This is a genomic window from Alteromonas sp. G4i35 (assembly GCF_054960375.1).
Genome location: NZ_JBHNZD010000001.1, coordinates 34,669 through 50,269, shown reverse-complemented (window position 1 = coordinate 50,269; position 15,601 = coordinate 34,669). Strand labels below are relative to the sequence as shown.

The window sequence follows — 15,601 nt, the reverse complement described above, 5'->3', positions numbered from 1 at the left end:
CCTTAAGCACCTGCTCGGATAAGGCCTCCCAGGCCCTTGGTTTCAAGATATTGATTCAAGTGCACAAAAACTTCTTCTTGGCTAACAGAGGTGAGCGCCAATGACAGTAACTGCTTACATTCATCCAGCGTGACTTTTCTAATAAGCCAGTTTATTTTTCTTAAGTTAAAGCCGTTCATACTTAGGCGGCGATAACCCATTCCCATTAGCAGTAATGCTCCAGCTGGCTCACCTGCAATTTCACCGCAGATAGTTACGGGCACTTGATTTTGATTGGCTTTTTGAACCACGTCGTAAAGCGCCCCTAATACCGCAGGATGATAGCTATTGTAGAGCCCTGCCACCCGCGTATTGTTTCTATCCACCGCGAGCAGATATTGGGTCAGGTCGTTACTGCCTACCGAAAAGAAATCCACGTGCTTTGCTAATTGAGGTAGCTGATAAAGTACCGACGGGACTTCTAGCATAATACCTAACTTAGGCTTGGTTAACGTTTGTCCTGACTCTGCAATCTCATCACAAATTTCATAATATGCCTGATTAATTAGTCGCTTAGACTCCTGCACTTCAGATACGGTGGAGATCATAGGCAGCATAATTTGCAAATTGCTTAGGCCTACACTTGCACGCAGCATGGCGCGAACCTGAACCAAGAAAATTTCTGGATGATCAAGGGTTAGGCGGATGCCTCGCCACCCCAAAAATGGGTTTTCTTCATTAATTGGGAAGTACGGTAGTGGCTTATCGCCTCCTACGTCGAGAGTACGCATAGTGATAGGCAATGAAGGCGCGGCCTCAAGCACTTGGCGGTACAGCTTTACTTGCTCTTGTTCTGAAGGAAAACGCTCGCGTAACATAAAGGGGATCTCGGTGCGATAAAGCCCTACACCCGCACCAATTTGTTCAGCGTTTAGCTCGACTTCAGCTGAAAGGCCAGCGTTGATATAAAGAGACATTCTACAGCCATCAACGCTTTCGCAAGGTTTATCAGCCTCGGCGTCAATTTTCTCTGCGATGGCCGACTCTTCTTCAATGAGCTGTATAAATTCAGACTTGATGTTACGTTCAGGCGATACAATGACCTCGCCTGAATACCCATCAAGCAAAATCTCTTTGTCTTCGAGTAGTGCTGGCGTGACGTTTTGACAGCCCATCACTGCAGGCACGCCCATGGCTCTAGCCAATATTGCCGCGTGAGAGTTATTTGAACCGCGAATAGAAATAATGCCTTTTAGCTTACCTCTTGGAAATTCGGCAAGCATAGGCGCTGAGACTTCATCAGCTACGAGAATACTGGCTTCGGTTATCGTTTTTTCAGTAACCTTTTTGCCATTCGCTTCATACAAAATGTTGGCAAGAATACGGTCGGATAAATCGACAATATCAATGGCACGCTCTTGCATGTAAGGGTCGTCCATTGCTTGAAAGCGTGCGGCATAGCTTTCTACAACCATTTTTAATGAAGACGCCGCATCCCAACCTTGGCGAATTTTTTCTTCTACTTCCCGCCCAAGGCTGTTGGCATCTAGCAGATGATGATACAGCTGAAAAATGGACTTAACATCGTCGGGGATGCCGTCATCTAACCGCTTCGATAACGCATCGACATGACCTCGCGTAACTTCAACCCCTTTGCGATAGAGTTGAATTTGATCTTGAGGAGATTGCGTGCGCTTTACGACCCAGTTTTTAAGGTTAATAGATTTGTCTGGAGACACTCCCTTGCCAATAGCAAGGCCTGGAGAACCCGCAATACCACGCACATTTTTTTGCCGCGCAGTATTGTCGTTCGAATTTGACAGCGTCAAAGCCCCGCGAATATCAGCATTGGTTATTTCTAACGCGAGCTGCGCAGCAAGGGTGACTAAGAATGCTTCTTCGTCTTCACTGAAGCGGCGCATTTGTGATTGCTGAAGGGTAATAACACCAAGCACACGCCGTTGGTTGATAATAGGCGTACCTAAAAAGGCGTTATAGTTTTCTTCCTGAACTTCGGGGTAATGTTTGAATCGAGGATGGCTATGAGCATTAACGATATTAAGGGGCTCTTCCCGCTGACCTACCAGCCCGATAAGCCCTTCTGAGAAGCCAATGCGTACCTGCTCGACTGCATCGGGATGTAGTCCGTCAGTGGCTTTAAGGATAAATTCTTGGGTGTCGTAATCGGCAAGATAAATAGAGCATGAATCGACATCTAGGGTCTGTTTAACCCGCGAGGCTAGCCTAAACAACGCCGTATCGAGAGCAGGAATTTGATTCATTTCCTGCACGATACGCTTTAACGTGGTTAACATTGTTCCTTGCTGGCTCTGAGGGCTCACTGGTTTTTCCTTTTTTACTCGCAGTTTACTCGCTGCTTACTCCGCACACCGCAATATTGCACACCCCTGTTTTGCGTACCTGAACTTCGCATACGCTTATCCACGCCTGCGTTTCTTGCCACGTTTATGTGGCGCTGCGTTTTGGCGCTGTTGAGGCCGATGCTGCGCAGACATAACTACAGGCGAGAATTCTTTCATTACTCGTCTGTATACATCGCGCTTAAACGATACAACGTTTCTTATTGGATACCAGTAACTTACCCACCTCCAGTCATCGAATTCAGGATGACCTGTTTTAAGTACATTAACGTCTCGCTCGTTACAATCGAGCTGCAACAAGAACCATTTTTGTTTTTGCCCTATACAAACAGGGTTACTGCCTTGTCGAATTAATCGCTTCGGCAGCTTATATCTAAGCCAGTTACGGGTAACACTTAAAATAGTGACATCTTTCGGTGTCAGCCCTACTTCTTCGTGAAGCTCGCGGTACATAGCTTGTTCAGCAGATTCCCCTTCATCAATTCCGCCTTGAGGGAACTGCCATGAATGTTGACCATAACGTCTTGCCCAAAATACTTGACCCATTTTGTTGCAAATCACTATGCCCACATTCGCACGGAATCCATCGGCATCTATCACATAGACTCCCGGGCACACTATACTGTTATATGTTTTCATTCTTCCACAAACTATGCTCCAATCATAGTCTTAATATTCGTACCCGCTTTTCAAACAGGAAATTAGCCATATTTATGCAGCCACCAGCGTCTCCCCCGTCATCTCCAGATAGCCTTTTAGCCCGTTGTCATGCGATAGCAGGCTTGACGCTTGGAGAGCTTGCGGATATGGCAAATGTAGCCATTCCGGCCAATTTACAACGTCATAAGGGGTGGCCAGGCATGCTGATAGAGAAGTGGCTGGGCGCGAGTGCAGGTTCGAAGCCTCAACAGGACTTTCCTGAACTTGGCATCGAACTTAAAACCATTCCCATCGACGCCCATTTTTCGCCTTTAGAAACCACCTACGTCTGTTTTGCCCCGCTTTTGATGACGCCCGGCATTACATGGGAAACGTCTAACGTGCGAAACAAACTACAGCAGGTATTGTGGCTACCTATTGAAGGTGACAGAGCTATTCCGCTGGCCCATAGGCGGGTAGCAACAGGCTTTTACTGGCGACCGAATGAACACGAAGATGCGGTATTAAGACACGATTGGGAGGAACTGGTCGAGCAAATTGCAACTGGACAGGTTGAGTCGATCACCTCTCGTCAAGGCGAGGCCTTACACATTCGTCCTAAGGCGGCAAACGGGAAAGTGCTCACTGACGCGTTGGGGCCAGAAGGTCAGCGTATTAAAACCCGTCCTCGCGGCTTTTATTTACGTAAAACCTTCACCCATCAAATATTGATAAATGCATTTGGTGGCTAACGCGAACTCAACGTCTAGCACAATACTCTTGTTATCTTAGCGGCGTGGAGTTTAGGTGTTTAACCAAATACTCACTCAAGAACTTTTCTGAATTTATCCCCATGCGTTTTGCCACGGCTTCAAGTTTAGCGTCGCTGCGCAGCAGAACATTCTTGGCGTACTCTAAGCGGTAGTGGAAAATGAAACGTCTAAAGTTTTTCTTTTCAGTAAGTTGCAAGGCCAATGCGAGCGAGGTGGGGTCGATATCTGCCCCTTTACAAAACTCACTGAGGGTAAGGAAGCGAACCTTGTACGCCTTTGATTCTATGGTGTAGCGTTCTGCTTTAGAAATAATACTGCTAATTTCATAAGGCGTTGCCTTGCCTTCATCTAAGCGTTCGTAATCGAGTGGCGACGGGGACGTCCGTCGTATAAAGGTTAGTGAAAACAGTACAATTAGAATTGCCGTTCCAATCATCAGATGATGAAACCCTTCCCAAAAAGGAACAGGGAAGAAGCCGAATGTTGCGGCCGTCACAAGTAGAATACTCATAAACGCAACGCCAACCAAGCTTCCCATTACTCCGGCAAGCCTAGGCATTTTCAGGTTTTTTATATCCACCGCCTGCTCTGGTAAGTGCCTATGGTACATTTGAATATGCTCGGTAATAAGAATACCTATGAGCAACACGCTAAACCCCGTTAACAGTGATGCAATATAGGCAGGCCACAATAGCAGAGGCTGACCATGAGGAGACGATGAGAGCCATTGCTGCTTATCGTCTACGGGTATCAGGAGAATGGCGCACTGAAAAACGCCGGTCACTACTACCGGCCACCACAGTCGCTTTCTTGCCGTAGGGTAAGCTAACAGCATGGGTTTTATTGCGCGGTAACAACACGTAATCGCGATTACAGCAAATACTTCTGATAACCCGTAGATACTAGCCAACCCTGTGGCATTTGCCATACGAAGCCACTCATCCAGCATAAACACAGGCCAGCACAAAAACGCTGCCGTTAGCCAGCGTCCACTGCGTAAATTGACTTTTTGAACGAACAGACGCACAAAGCCAATGGCATAAATGCCAAGCAGTGCGTAAAGGAAATAGTCATTTATGGCTGAGGTCATCAGCGCCCTCCATCCTTGAGATTCGAGTTGCCTTTACCGTGCATGTTTACAGTAACCACATATACATAGAAAACAATTACCAGTAAACGTCACGTTGCATAGCCACTGTGCGAGTTCGTTCCATAATACGAATTAATGTACTGAGCTTTTCTGACGTCCATTTTCGCACCTCGTCATGAGAGTCTACTTCGGCGTCGTCTATTGACTGCTTTAACATAAGCAGCGCATTCAGCTCATCAATACCAGTGAGCAAATCTAACCACGGTGCGCGAAAATTACCCCGCTCTTCTACAAACAAGTCACCCAGCAGAAATCCACTCCATAATGTCTGCCTAAGCATTACTTCTACAGCGCTGTAATTGGCAGGCCCCATGGTTTTATTTAGCGGCATACTTTGCTGTACAGTTTGCCAACCTTGCGACAGCCAGCCTTTTGCATGATCAAGCACGGGATGATCAAAACCCGTTGCGACTTTTTGCCACGGCTTATTCTGAATAAGACTTATGGCGTGTAGCTTAATGTCTGTGGCATCGTTGTCGAAAAACAGCTTTTCGGGCTCATGAGCCTGCATTAAACCTGTTTGTCGTCCTTGCAAATAGCTTACTACTGCAGGATGTTTGCTGAGAGTTTTGTTAAACATGCTCTTTTTAGAGAGCAAGTAACGCAAACTTTGTAAGTCGTCTTGCCAGCCCCACTTTTGAGCATGGGTGACCAGCTTTTTATGCAGGGCTAGTAGCTCAGGGCACTGCAGAACCGGCAAGTAAAGCGATACACTTTGCAGTAACAAACGTACGCTTTTAGCAACTTCAGCCAGCATTTTTATTGAGCCACTTTCGCAAAACACATGCTCGTGGTGCTGCCAATGCGCCAATGCAGTTTGAACCGCGTGGCTAAATGCTTCTTCTGTGGTGGTTGTGTCTTCAAGCGCAAGGAAATCTGGCAGGTGTCGAACTTTAGCGTTAAAACCGTGAAGTAATTGATATCCCTGCGCCGCTTTTGATACATCACTAAGGCGTACCGGCATGTTGTCGTTTATTAGCACCGCCAACGTAAACAAACTGTTGATATCACCTGACATCAATTCAAGCTCTATTTCGTTGATTGGGGAACTGGCTTTTTCTGTACTTGCTTCGCCACAGTCCAGCACAATCTCAACCACACTTTCACCCACGCTAACCACATAGGCATTGCGAGTAAAGTGAGTGCTAAACTGTTTAGATAGCCGCGTGTTTTTTGCCGCCACATCCCAATCCTGGGGCCAAGCGCTGGCTTCAAATAGCGTGAGGTCGGGCCTTGAATTATCAAGGCTCACATTGTATTCCATGCGTTTGTGCAGACCACCGCTGACCACGCCGTTAGTCTTTAGCGTCTGTTCGTATTCACCATTGTTACCTCGAACACGAAAGCCCATTTTATTGTTTTGAAAATCGAGCTTATCTGTATCGTAATAGTCGTTCTCTAGGCGCATTTCACGATGAGAGTTAACCTGAATACTGTTTTTTTCGAAAAGAGGAAGTACACGTTGACTAAACGCATGGTGGGCGTTGTCACCCGTTACAAATTTTAATTCTATTTCTGACATGGTTGCGCTAGGCACAGCTTATGATGCTGACACCTTACCTTTGTCGCTTACTTTTCGCAATGCTGGCGCCATGAAACAAGATGCTTTAATTAGACAAAAGTGGAACAAACTTGCCTTTATCGCGGTCAACCAATACCATCTTCACGTTTTAAATTCTAAAATTGGACTTCATATGATTCGAAAGTGGTTAGCAGCAGCCCTTATTGCATGCTCTTTTCAAGCATTTTCGCTACAAGATACCGCTGATTTAGAAGCGTCTTCTTCGCATTACATTAGAGATGACTTGTTTATCTTTATGCATACTGGACCTGGTCGTAACTACCGTATTCTAGGTTCAATTGAAGCAGGCACACCTATTACTGTGCTTGCACGCGATAACGATGCTGAATTCACGCAAATTACCGACAATGAAGGTCGCGAAGGCTGGGTTGAAAGCCGCTTTGTGTCCAATACCATGTCGCAAGCCGAGCAATTGCCAATCATAAGTGAGAAGCTAGCTGAGAGCCAAAGCGCACTGCAAACAGCGCAGTCTGAAAACGCCAGACTTCGCCAGCAACTTAACGATGCACGTCAGCAGGTATCGAAGCTTACAACAACTAGCGAGGAACAAGCCTCTGAGATAACTCGTCTTACCGCCAAAGTAGATAGCGCGAATAAAGATGAGCTGGTTACCTGGTTTACACGCGGTGGTATGGTAGCCGGTGTGGGTATATTACTGGGCGTAATGCTGACTTACCTTCCCAAGCGCAAACGCAGAAGCAGCGAGTGGATGTAGTGTAGGTTTTATAGCTGTACGCTAAAAAACGAAAAAACGCCGATGTTAGCATCGGCGTTTTTTATTGGGCTCGTTTCGGTAAACAGATTAGAAGTGACAAAGTGCAAACACTTTGATGAGTTATATGCGCCTATTATCGTACCGTAAGCACCACTCTATACCCTCTTGTCATACGAGAAACATCACCTTGGTCATCATGTGAACCTCGGGCTGTTTTCCTCTCATGTGCATAACCCCATTTAAGCTTCGCACAAAGCTTATCAATGAGTTTTAACCCTATTCCAAATCCGCCATCTAACTCACTGATAGTCGGCGCAGATAAAGTCGCTTGGCCTTTTTCGTTAAGCGCCTCTTCTTCAAGGCCGTCCTCTTCGTTGAGCACGGTGAGCGTTGCATCTGAAAGACTTATTGTGACTCTTCCTTGCTGCGTGTGCTGATAAGCGTTTCGAATCACATTTCCTATCACAATTTCGCTCGCCGTTTTCGCCAGCGTTAACTCACAATCGCTCAATTGCAGCTGCACACTCACGTCTTTTCCCGACAGCAAATACATTAAATCTTGGCTTAGAGCCTCAACCATTGCTTTAAGGTTAACCTTTTCTTTGGGTAAAGCTGCTTCTTCATTTCTTCCTAACCAAAGTAGAGTTTCGGTCAAATCTGCCATGGTTTTTGAGGCATGATCCACCCGCGCAAGCGCGTTATTGCCTTTAGTATTTTCACTATCGATCACTCTGTGCAGTAATGCCGCGCTACTTCTAATGACGGCAATCGGCGTTCTAAGCTCGTGACTCGCATGGTTAACAAATTCCCGTTCTCGATTTAGGGTGTTGCGCACGTTTTGCAAGCTGCCATGTATCATCCCTGCTAGCGCGTTAAGTTCCTTATAACGAAACTCCGGGATAGGCTTATCGAGCTCTTGTTCATCCAAAGACGCCGCCCACCTCTGCAATGACTCTATGGGGCGAGACACGCTGCGCATAAGAAAAAGCAAGGCGACAAAGAACGAAACCAGTGCAACTACGCCCACAATGGCGCTGTAAATAACATGGTTTATTCTAAAGTGTTTTTTGCCGTCAGAAGGTGGCGCGACAAACACTTGGGTAACGTATCGCGATTCTCCATTTTCTAACGGAACTAACACGGCAAAGTGAGCCGAAATAGGACGGGAAAACCAATCAGGTTTGTTGATATCTTTCATAAGTGAAAACGGTATAAAGCTCTCTTTGGAAAAGCTCTGCTTCACTTCGACAGGCAAACTCTCGTAGTTCGCAAAAACATGTAAATCGAGAATTTGAGCATGCTTGTTGTCATCAAGCTCTGCGCTTTCTGCCGCCCGTATCATGGTATTTCTCAGCATGCCGTCCATACCATCGAAAAAGCTATCGCTGCTTTGTATTGAAAAGAGCACGATAACCACGGCGGCCAAACTTAATAGCGACCACAAGACGTAGCGTCTTAAGCTGATGCGAAGGCCATTTACCACTGATCGTTTCCTTTATTTGTACTTTTTGGTTCCGCGCTTGTACTTTGCACTGAATTGGACTGCTCTGGTTTTAACGTCACACAAAAGCCTGTGCCGGCTACTGCTTTTACCTCTATGGTGGCATTCGCTTGCACCAGTGATTTACGCAAATTATGAAGATGCACTTTAAGCGCATTGCTCTCTGGCGCTTCTTCTCCCCAAACCGCATCGAGAAGACGCTCCCGTGGCATAACTTTTCCTTGTTGCTGTAACAATGCCTTTAGCAGCGTAAATGCTGTGGGGCTTAACTTAATAGGCACGTTCTCAACACTTACTACGTCGCTTCCCATTGCTAAACTTACGTTGCCAAAGCGCAGCTTTTTCACTTGTGATGAACGCCTGTGCGCCAGTGCAAAAACCCGAGCAACCAGTTCGGGCATGTCAAACGGTTTCACTAAATAGTCATCGGCGCCTTTTTGAAACCCTTCTAGCTTGTTTTCCAACTGGTCACGGGCGGTTAGCATAATAATAGGCGTATCGTTGCCGTCTTCCCGCACCCTTTCACATACGCTTAAGCCATCAAGTCGCGGTAAATTAATGTCCAGCACCACAACATCAAACGGATGCTTTTGGATAAGAGACAGCGCGGCTACACCGTTTGCAGCGTGGTCACATACCATGTCTTCAAGCTCTAAATAGTCTATAATATTGCCCGCCAGGCCCATATCATCTTCCACTAGTAACACGCGGATCATTAGCCGTACTCTCCGTTAAAGGCTTAACCAAATGCTTTGCCATTAGACGGCTTACATCGTCATAAATTAACAGTAATGCGGGTATTAATAAAAGTGTGATGACGGTGGCAAACAATATACCGTAACCCAGCGACGCAGCTGCCGGAATTAAGAACTGCGCTTGTACCGAAGTTTCGCCCAATATGGGATATAAGCCTACAAAGGTGGTAATTGAGGTCAACAACACAGCCCGCAAGCGACTGGTACAAGCTTCAATAACTGCCGTTTCCACCGGCACACCTTCTTCTCGCAAAGCGTTGAATCGTGAAACTAACAACAAGCTGTCGTTAACCACCACACCGCTAAGCGCCAATATGCCGTTCAGCGAGAGCAGACTTATCATTAATCCATTCGACCAGTGGCCGATAATGGCTCCGACTATACCAAAGGGGATGGCGGTCATAATAATAAGCGGCTGTACGTAGGATTTAAGCGGAATCGCCAACAACGCAAAAATAGACAACAAGGCTAATATAAACACGCTCTGCATTGAGCTTTGCGTTTCAGCTTGCTGCTCAGCCTCACCGGCAAAATAAAGCGATAAGTCCTGATACTGACGCGATAGCTGAGGAACAAACTCGTTGTTTAAGTAATTCACCAGTTCGGTTGAGGTGATAACATCGCTATCCACCGACGCGCTAACCGTTAGGGCGCGTAGGCCGTCTATACGTACCACCTGTTTTTCTTGTACATCTTGAATAACGTTAGCCACTACAGAAAGCGGTACTACGGTGCCGTCGTCCAGACGCAATTGCGTGTTCATTACATCAGACGGATTCATTCTGTCTTGTTCAGGATAACGCACCCGCACTTTTACTTCGTTTTTATCGCGCAAATAGCGCTGAACAATTTCGCCACCAAATGCTTTTAACAGTTGCTGCGATAGGCTTTGCGTATTCAACCCCAACGCTCGTCCTTCGGGGGTAAGTTCAAAGCGCATCATGGCTTCGCCGGGTGTTAGCGAACTCTCAACTGCATATACACCATCGATATTGTTAAGTACTTCAATAAAGGCATCGTTAGCCGCCGTCAGGGTATCGTCGTTAATGCTTTTAATTTCAACGTTAAACCCGTCGACCATCTCTCGGCGTGAGCGTATTTTTAGACTTTTTACGCCTTCTAAATTGCCAGTTAACGTATTCCAGCGTGCCGACAATTCATCAAGAGAATAAGAGGAGTCTTCATCAAGTGAAATGGTGATTGTGCCGCTTTGATCACCACTCGCCGTTACTTGCAAACTGCTAATGCCACTTTTATCTGCGCCATTTTCTTGGGTTAATTGGCGGTCTGCCTCAAGCGCATTTTTCTCTAGCAGCATTAAGTTGCGTTCGTTCTGTCCATAGCTGGCATCGCTGTAAAGCGACATATTGGCCGAAACCGTGTCGCCCTGCATGCTGGGGAAGAAGCTTACTCTTACCGCACCTGTAAGCGGTAGGCTAACCACCATGACAAATAAGGCAATAAACAACAATACAGCGGCATAACGGTAGGCTACGGTGACTTTCAATAGGCGCTGATACACGCGGTAGTTAAACCACTGAAGTCCACCATCCGCTTTTTGCTGCACTTTGTTCCATACGCCACCTAATCCCCTCCGCGCTTTTTGATTGGTTGGCAGATGGGCTAAATGTGAAGGTAAGATCAGCTTCGATTCCACCACCGACAGCAACAAACACAAGGTAACGATAGTGCCGAACTGAGAATAAAGCGTACCTAAGCCGCCCGATACGTTCGATAATGCGAAAAAAGTGGCCACTGTGGTTAGTACACCAAACAGTGTAGGAACCGCCACTTTATGGGTACCTAAGATGGTATTTTGAAGCGTATCGCCATGCTGTTTACGCGTGGCGTACACGCTTTCCCCCACCACCACGGCATCGTCCACCACAATGCCAAGGGCCATGATAAAACCGAATGTGGTCATTTCGTTTAGCGTCATTCCCGTATAGCTGTCGGTCATGAAGTACAAGGTGCCGAAGAAGATAAAGGGCAAGCCAGCCGCCACCCAAAATGCCACGCGTAAATTTAGAAACACGGCAAGAGTAACAAATACCAACACAATGCCCATAAGCGCATTGCTGGTAAGTAACGTCAATCGCTCGGTAATAAGCGTGCTTTTGTCATACCAGGTTTCAAGCTCTACGCCTTCAGGTAGCAAGCCTTTTTCGTGCCATGCGTCCACTACTTCGTGAGCCTGCTGTACCATTTTTGTTACGTCACCATATTCGTCCATAAGCACCTGGATGCCATAGCCATTGGTACCGTTGTAACGTGACAAGTGATAGCTGTCGTCGGCAAACATATCGCGCACTGTAGCAACATCGCCAACGGTGAGTATGACGCCATTGGTGTCGGTAATGAGGGGGATGTTGGCAAAATCTTTCGCCCAGTAAGACTGTTCAGACGCTTTTAAACGAATCACTTTTTCTTTGTTGCGCAAGCTGGTTGTAAGCGCGGTATTCGACTCCTGGTTAACGGCATCAGCCACGTCTGACAGCGTTAATCCGTAGGCTTGAAGTTTACCTTCGTCTATTTCAATAGACATCATAGGGTCGACAAAGCTGCCTGCGCTGACTTCGCGAATGTCGTCTGTTGCCAGTAAATCTCGCTCTAATTGCTCACCCAAGTATTGAAGCGAAGCGTGATCGACGTCACCATAAAGCTGCACCCAAATAGCGTGTTCTTGTCGGCGTGCTTTGCTGATAACAGGGTTTTCAGCATCCGACGGGAAGTTAGAAATACTATCTACTTCGGTTTTGATGTCGTTGAAAAGCGTGTCTAAATCGTATTCGGTTTCTTTTTCTACCTGCACACTGGCGCCGCTGGCGTTCGAGGTAGAGGTAATTCGCTTAATCCCCGGGATTGCCTCCAGCGCGGTTTCAATTTTGATAGCTATCCCTTCTTCTGCTTGTTTAGGGTCGCCACTGTCGTATGTCATTGAAATGGTAACAAAGCGTGGCTCCATACTTGGGAATGCCTCTTTGCGGATATCGTTCATGGAAACCAAGCCAAGCACGATAAGGCTGACCATGAGCAAATTGGCCGCTACTGAGTTCTGCGCAAACCAAGCGATAATTCCCCGGGCGTTATTCCCACCATTCCTATTGTTTTTCGGACTCTCGCCCCCGCCAAACGGCGCGCCGTTTCGATTATTTGTCATCGGCTTGCCCTCCTGTTTGTCCTTCCACTACAGGCAATACTTTGGTATTCACCAGATAGCTGTTTAAAGGGCGCGCAACCACCAGCGCTTGGCGTATTTCGCCAACCTGTTCTGACATGCTGTTGCCGCTAGCGTTACCCGAGGTTTTACCCGCAACATTACTCACAATATCGCCCGTAACTTCACTGGTTTTTGGTGGGGTGATGTAGGCATAACCTTCGCTTTCAAACAAAACCGAAGGCATGAACTTTGCCAACTGCCCGGTAGATGGCATTACTAACCATACTTCTTGCTTTTGCGAGATAGCAGAAGCCGGCAGTTTCCAGACATTGTCGAGTGCTCTTCCTTCAATGTCTGCCTGCACAAAGCTGCCGAATAAAAGAGGCGTTGATTGCGCCAGCGGCTTCTCAACAACCGCTATGGCGTTACGCTGACGCGTTGTATCACTTTGATGCCATTCAGCGCGAACGATATTGGCAACCCAGGTATTTCCTGTAGTGGTATCGGTAAGCGTTACCGGCCAGTTAAGGGAGGCATCACCAGACAACTGCGGTTCATCACCAGAAGGTAGTTGAGCCCATTGGCTAGGTGAAAGGCCAATAGCCACTTCGGCAATATCTGCAGAATAGAGTGTGGCGACCGCACTGCCAGCTTGAACATAGCTCCCTAGCGCAATGTCACGGCTGACCACCAATGCATTAAAAGGTGCACGTAACGAGGTAAACGCCAAATCTCGCTTGGCTGAATTTACACTTTGCTCGGCTTCATCCAAAGTGGCCTGAGCCGCCTTTAGCTGTGGCTCACGCAGTACTAATGCCGATAAAGGTTCACCATCAAGCCCTGAACGTGTCCATTCATCTTTCGCTTGAATACCCTGTAATCGCTCTTCTTCCAGACTTACCACAGCCGCTTGATAGGTAGCATTTGCACTTGCTAACGCCTGTTGATAGTTGGTGTCATCAATACGTGCCAATACCGTGTTATTTGCCACTAGGGCACCAGTTTTAAAAGACGAAGATATATCAGTAACTTGACCACTAACCTGTGCGACTAAGCTCAAACTATCTTGCGGAACAACCTGACCATACCCCCTCACCTTAGCGTTATAGCTGTCGGCGGTTACATCAATAACGCCTACTTGAGCCAGCTGAGTATTGCCGCTTTGTTCCCCCTTCGGGCTGCGATTAGTGGTATTCACTGATGACGTGTCGCTTGCCTTGTTAAGCCTGTTCACACCGCTATCGGCAGCAGGTAATGCTGCTGTCCTTTCACCACCTGCAGTTTTCTTTGCCTGAGCGGCATTTTGTGGTTGCTCAGCATTCGCGGAAATTGCTGGAGACGTTGGCTTTGATTCGGTCTGCGGTTTTGCGCCGGGATGTTGGGCACCCATATTCATCATGGTATACATAACCGCTAGCGCAATACTTGCAGCGGCGAGTAAGGTTACAATAATTCGTTTGTTTCTCATTGTGACACTCCAAGGCCAAGGGCTAGGCCTAAGTCAATTCGGTTTTGTAATTTCTGGGCGTGCAGCTCAACTGCCTGAGCTTGTAAGTTAAAGCGCGTGTCATATACGGAAAGTAAGTCCAAGATGTCAGCAAGGCCCTGTCGATATTGACCTTCAATGGTAGAGACGCTGCGCTCCGCATTTGCTAACGCCACGTTGGTGTGGCTAATTCGAGCACTCAACGCGGTTTCGCTATCCAGCGCATTTTGGGTTTCCTGTACCGCCGTTAATAACGTTTCGCGATACTGCCACCAGGCATTGGCTGAGGTTAGCTTTGCATCTTCAACTTGCGCCCTTAGAGCGCCCCCCTGAAACAGTGGCGCGGTCATCTGTCCAAGCAAACTCCACAAAGGGTTAGTAAACAAAGCTTGTGAAGGTGTAGAGGCATTATCAGAAAGGGATGCAGACAAGCTAATGCTTGGCAACAGGGCTTTGTACGCCACATCGACTTCAAACTCTGTTGCTTTTAACGCATAAAAGGCCGCCTGAAGATCGGGTCTACGTGCCAGATCCTGTTTCGGCAAAGTTGTTAGCGGCAATAACACGTCGGGAAAACTAACTTGAGTGTTGAGCTCGTTTAGCGATTGGTTTTGCCTGCCTAAGAGTACGGCCAACGTGCGCTTTGCTGTTAAAAGTGCATTTTCATATTGGGCAATAGTAGCGCGAGTATTTGCACTGCTTGTACGCGCAGTATCTAAATCGTCTAGGCTTCCCAGCCCGGTGCTATAGCGCTTTAAAATAACGGCTTCGTTATTTTCTAGTACCGTTAGCCGAGACTGCTCAATATTCAGTAATTGCTGCTGAGTGAGTACGTCGATATAGCTTCTTACTACGTTAGCGACCAGAGAATCTCTGGCAGACTGATAACTGGCTCTGGCACTTGCTGCATCTAAATTTGCTGCACTTATTCCATCGCTGATTTTTTGCCATAGATCCAGCTCCCAACTGACATTCATGCTCGCGCTATAGCTTGGACTGATCGAGTTAGAGCTCGTACTGGAGCTGGTAGATGCATTGCTATTGGTGGTTTCACTTTTTGACGCAGAGAAGCTCGCGTCAACATTAAGGTTCCTATCCGCTTTTGCACTATCAATGGCTAATTGTGCTTTTCTAAGCGTTATTAACGACTGCTGCAGACTAGCATTAGAAGACAGGGCTTCATCAATGTAACCGGCTAAGTGGGGTAACTCTTTGATATCAATGACATCGGTTAACGTCGTGTCCGAATTCAGCAGCAAGGTTTGTGTTGATTCTTGTTGCTGTGCTTGAGACTGCCACACAACGTTGTTACCCGTTGACGACGATGCCGATTCGCTCAACGCTCTGTCATCAGTACTTGTACATGCAGACAGCAAAATGCAAAGGGTAATGCTATTTACCGTCAGTTTTATCTTGCCCATGACTTGTGCCTATTATTTGGCGCACAGGCTACTTTCGAAGGTCTATGCGCAGCTTTTTT

General features: G+C 47.0%; 11 protein-coding genes. 2 read left to right on the top strand and 9 right to left on the bottom strand.

The genetic code is table 11. From position 1 onward, the window contains the following. Positions 1-2: 2 nt before the first annotated feature. Together ptsP and rppH are read right to left on the bottom strand one after the other, a co-directional pair. Positions 3-2,294, bottom strand: coding sequence for a phosphoenolpyruvate--protein phosphotransferase (gene ptsP / locus ACFI6L_RS00225; RefSeq protein WP_039224899.1), 2,292 nt, complete (start codon positions 2,292-2,294; stop codon positions 3-5). 123 nt (positions 2,295-2,417) lie between these two features. Beyond that, complete coding sequence (rppH, locus tag ACFI6L_RS00220) at positions 2,418-2,960, bottom strand: RNA pyrophosphohydrolase (protein WP_014948179.1); 543 nt, start codon at positions 2,958-2,960, stop codon at positions 2,418-2,420. A gap of 113 nt (positions 2,961-3,073) precedes the next feature. On the opposite strand from rppH, the gene mutH reads away from it, so the two are divergent. Then, positions 3,074-3,751, top strand: coding sequence for a DNA mismatch repair endonuclease MutH (gene mutH, locus ACFI6L_RS00215; RefSeq protein ID WP_039224444.1), 678 nt, complete (start codon positions 3,074-3,076; stop codon positions 3,749-3,751). A gap of 31 nt (positions 3,752-3,782) precedes the next feature. Here mutH and ACFI6L_RS00210 read toward each other — a convergent pair whose 3' ends face one another. Beyond that, the gene (locus ACFI6L_RS00210; protein ID WP_049587333.1) at positions 3,783-4,862 is read right to left on the bottom strand and encodes a helix-turn-helix domain-containing protein; all 1,080 of its coding nucleotides are present in this window, start codon (positions 4,860-4,862) and stop codon (positions 3,783-3,785) included. A gap of 76 nt (positions 4,863-4,938) precedes the next feature. After that, positions 4,939-6,444: a CYTH domain-containing protein gene (locus tag ACFI6L_RS00205; RefSeq protein WP_101563441.1), complete on the bottom strand. Its 1,506-nt coding sequence runs from the start codon at positions 6,442-6,444 to the stop codon at positions 4,939-4,941. On the opposite strand from ACFI6L_RS00205, the gene ACFI6L_RS00200 reads away from it, so the two are divergent. After that, positions 6,407-7,219 (top strand): TIGR04211 family SH3 domain-containing protein, encoded by an 813-nt coding sequence (locus ACFI6L_RS00200; RefSeq protein WP_014948175.1) that lies wholly within the window; start codon positions 6,407-6,409, stop codon positions 7,217-7,219. The genes ACFI6L_RS00205 and ACFI6L_RS00200 overlap by 38 nt on opposite strands. A 133-nt stretch (positions 7,220-7,352) precedes the next feature. On the opposite strand, the gene ACFI6L_RS00195 is transcribed toward ACFI6L_RS00200, so the two are convergent. From ACFI6L_RS00195 to ACFI6L_RS00175, 5 genes are read right to left on the bottom strand one after another with little or no spacing between them, the layout of a single operon-like run. After that, positions 7,353-8,702 carry a sensor histidine kinase gene (locus tag ACFI6L_RS00195; protein ID WP_462573190.1) on the bottom strand — a complete coding sequence of 450 codons (1,350 nt, stop codon included), beginning with the start codon at positions 8,700-8,702 and terminating at the stop codon, positions 7,353-7,355. Further along, positions 8,696-9,436: a response regulator transcription factor gene (locus ACFI6L_RS00190; RefSeq protein WP_462573189.1), complete on the bottom strand. Its 741-nt coding sequence runs from the start codon at positions 9,434-9,436 to the stop codon at positions 8,696-8,698. The genes ACFI6L_RS00195 and ACFI6L_RS00190 overlap by 7 nt, the downstream gene beginning before the upstream one ends. After that, the gene (locus ACFI6L_RS00185; protein ID WP_462573188.1) at positions 9,408-12,635 is read right to left on the bottom strand and encodes an efflux RND transporter permease subunit; all 3,228 of its coding nucleotides are present in this window, start codon (positions 12,633-12,635) and stop codon (positions 9,408-9,410) included. Before ACFI6L_RS00185 ends, ACFI6L_RS00190 begins: the two co-directional genes overlap by 29 nt. Further along, entirely contained in the window at positions 12,625-14,103 is a 1,479-nt protein-coding gene (locus tag ACFI6L_RS00180; protein WP_462573187.1) for an efflux RND transporter periplasmic adaptor subunit, read from the bottom strand. Before ACFI6L_RS00180 ends, ACFI6L_RS00185 begins: the two co-directional genes overlap by 11 nt. Next, positions 14,100-15,542, bottom strand: a complete 1,443-nt coding sequence (locus tag ACFI6L_RS00175; protein WP_462573186.1) for an efflux transporter outer membrane subunit — start codon at positions 15,540-15,542, stop codon at positions 14,100-14,102. Before ACFI6L_RS00175 ends, ACFI6L_RS00180 begins: the two co-directional genes overlap by 4 nt. Positions 15,543-15,601 lie beyond the last annotated feature (59 nt).

Excerpts from the sequence above, each read along its gene's own strand:
- ptsP (WP_039224899.1), bottom strand. The coding sequence starts at position 2,294 with ATGTTAACCACGTTAAAGCGTATCGTGCAGGAAATGAATCAAATTCCT.
- mutH (WP_039224444.1), top strand. The coding sequence starts at position 3,074 with ATGCAGCCACCAGCGTCTCCCCCGTCATCTCCAGATAGCCTTTTAGCC.
- ACFI6L_RS00210 (WP_049587333.1), bottom strand. The coding sequence starts at position 4,862 with ATGACCTCAGCCATAAATGACTATTTCCTTTACGCACTGCTTGGCATT.
- ACFI6L_RS00205 (WP_101563441.1), bottom strand. The coding sequence starts at position 6,444 with ATGTCAGAAATAGAATTAAAATTTGTAACGGGTGACAACGCCCACCAT.
- ACFI6L_RS00190 (WP_462573189.1), bottom strand. The coding sequence starts at position 9,436 with ATGATCCGCGTGTTACTAGTGGAAGATGATATGGGCCTGGCGGGCAAT.
- ACFI6L_RS00185 (WP_462573188.1), bottom strand. The coding sequence starts at position 12,635 with ATGACAAATAATCGAAACGGCGCGCCGTTTGGCGGGGGCGAGAGTCCG.
- ACFI6L_RS00180 (WP_462573187.1), bottom strand. The coding sequence starts at position 14,103 with ATGAGAAACAAACGAATTATTGTAACCTTACTCGCCGCTGCAAGTATT.
- ACFI6L_RS00175 (WP_462573186.1), bottom strand. The coding sequence starts at position 15,542 with ATGGGCAAGATAAAACTGACGGTAAATAGCATTACCCTTTGCATTTTG.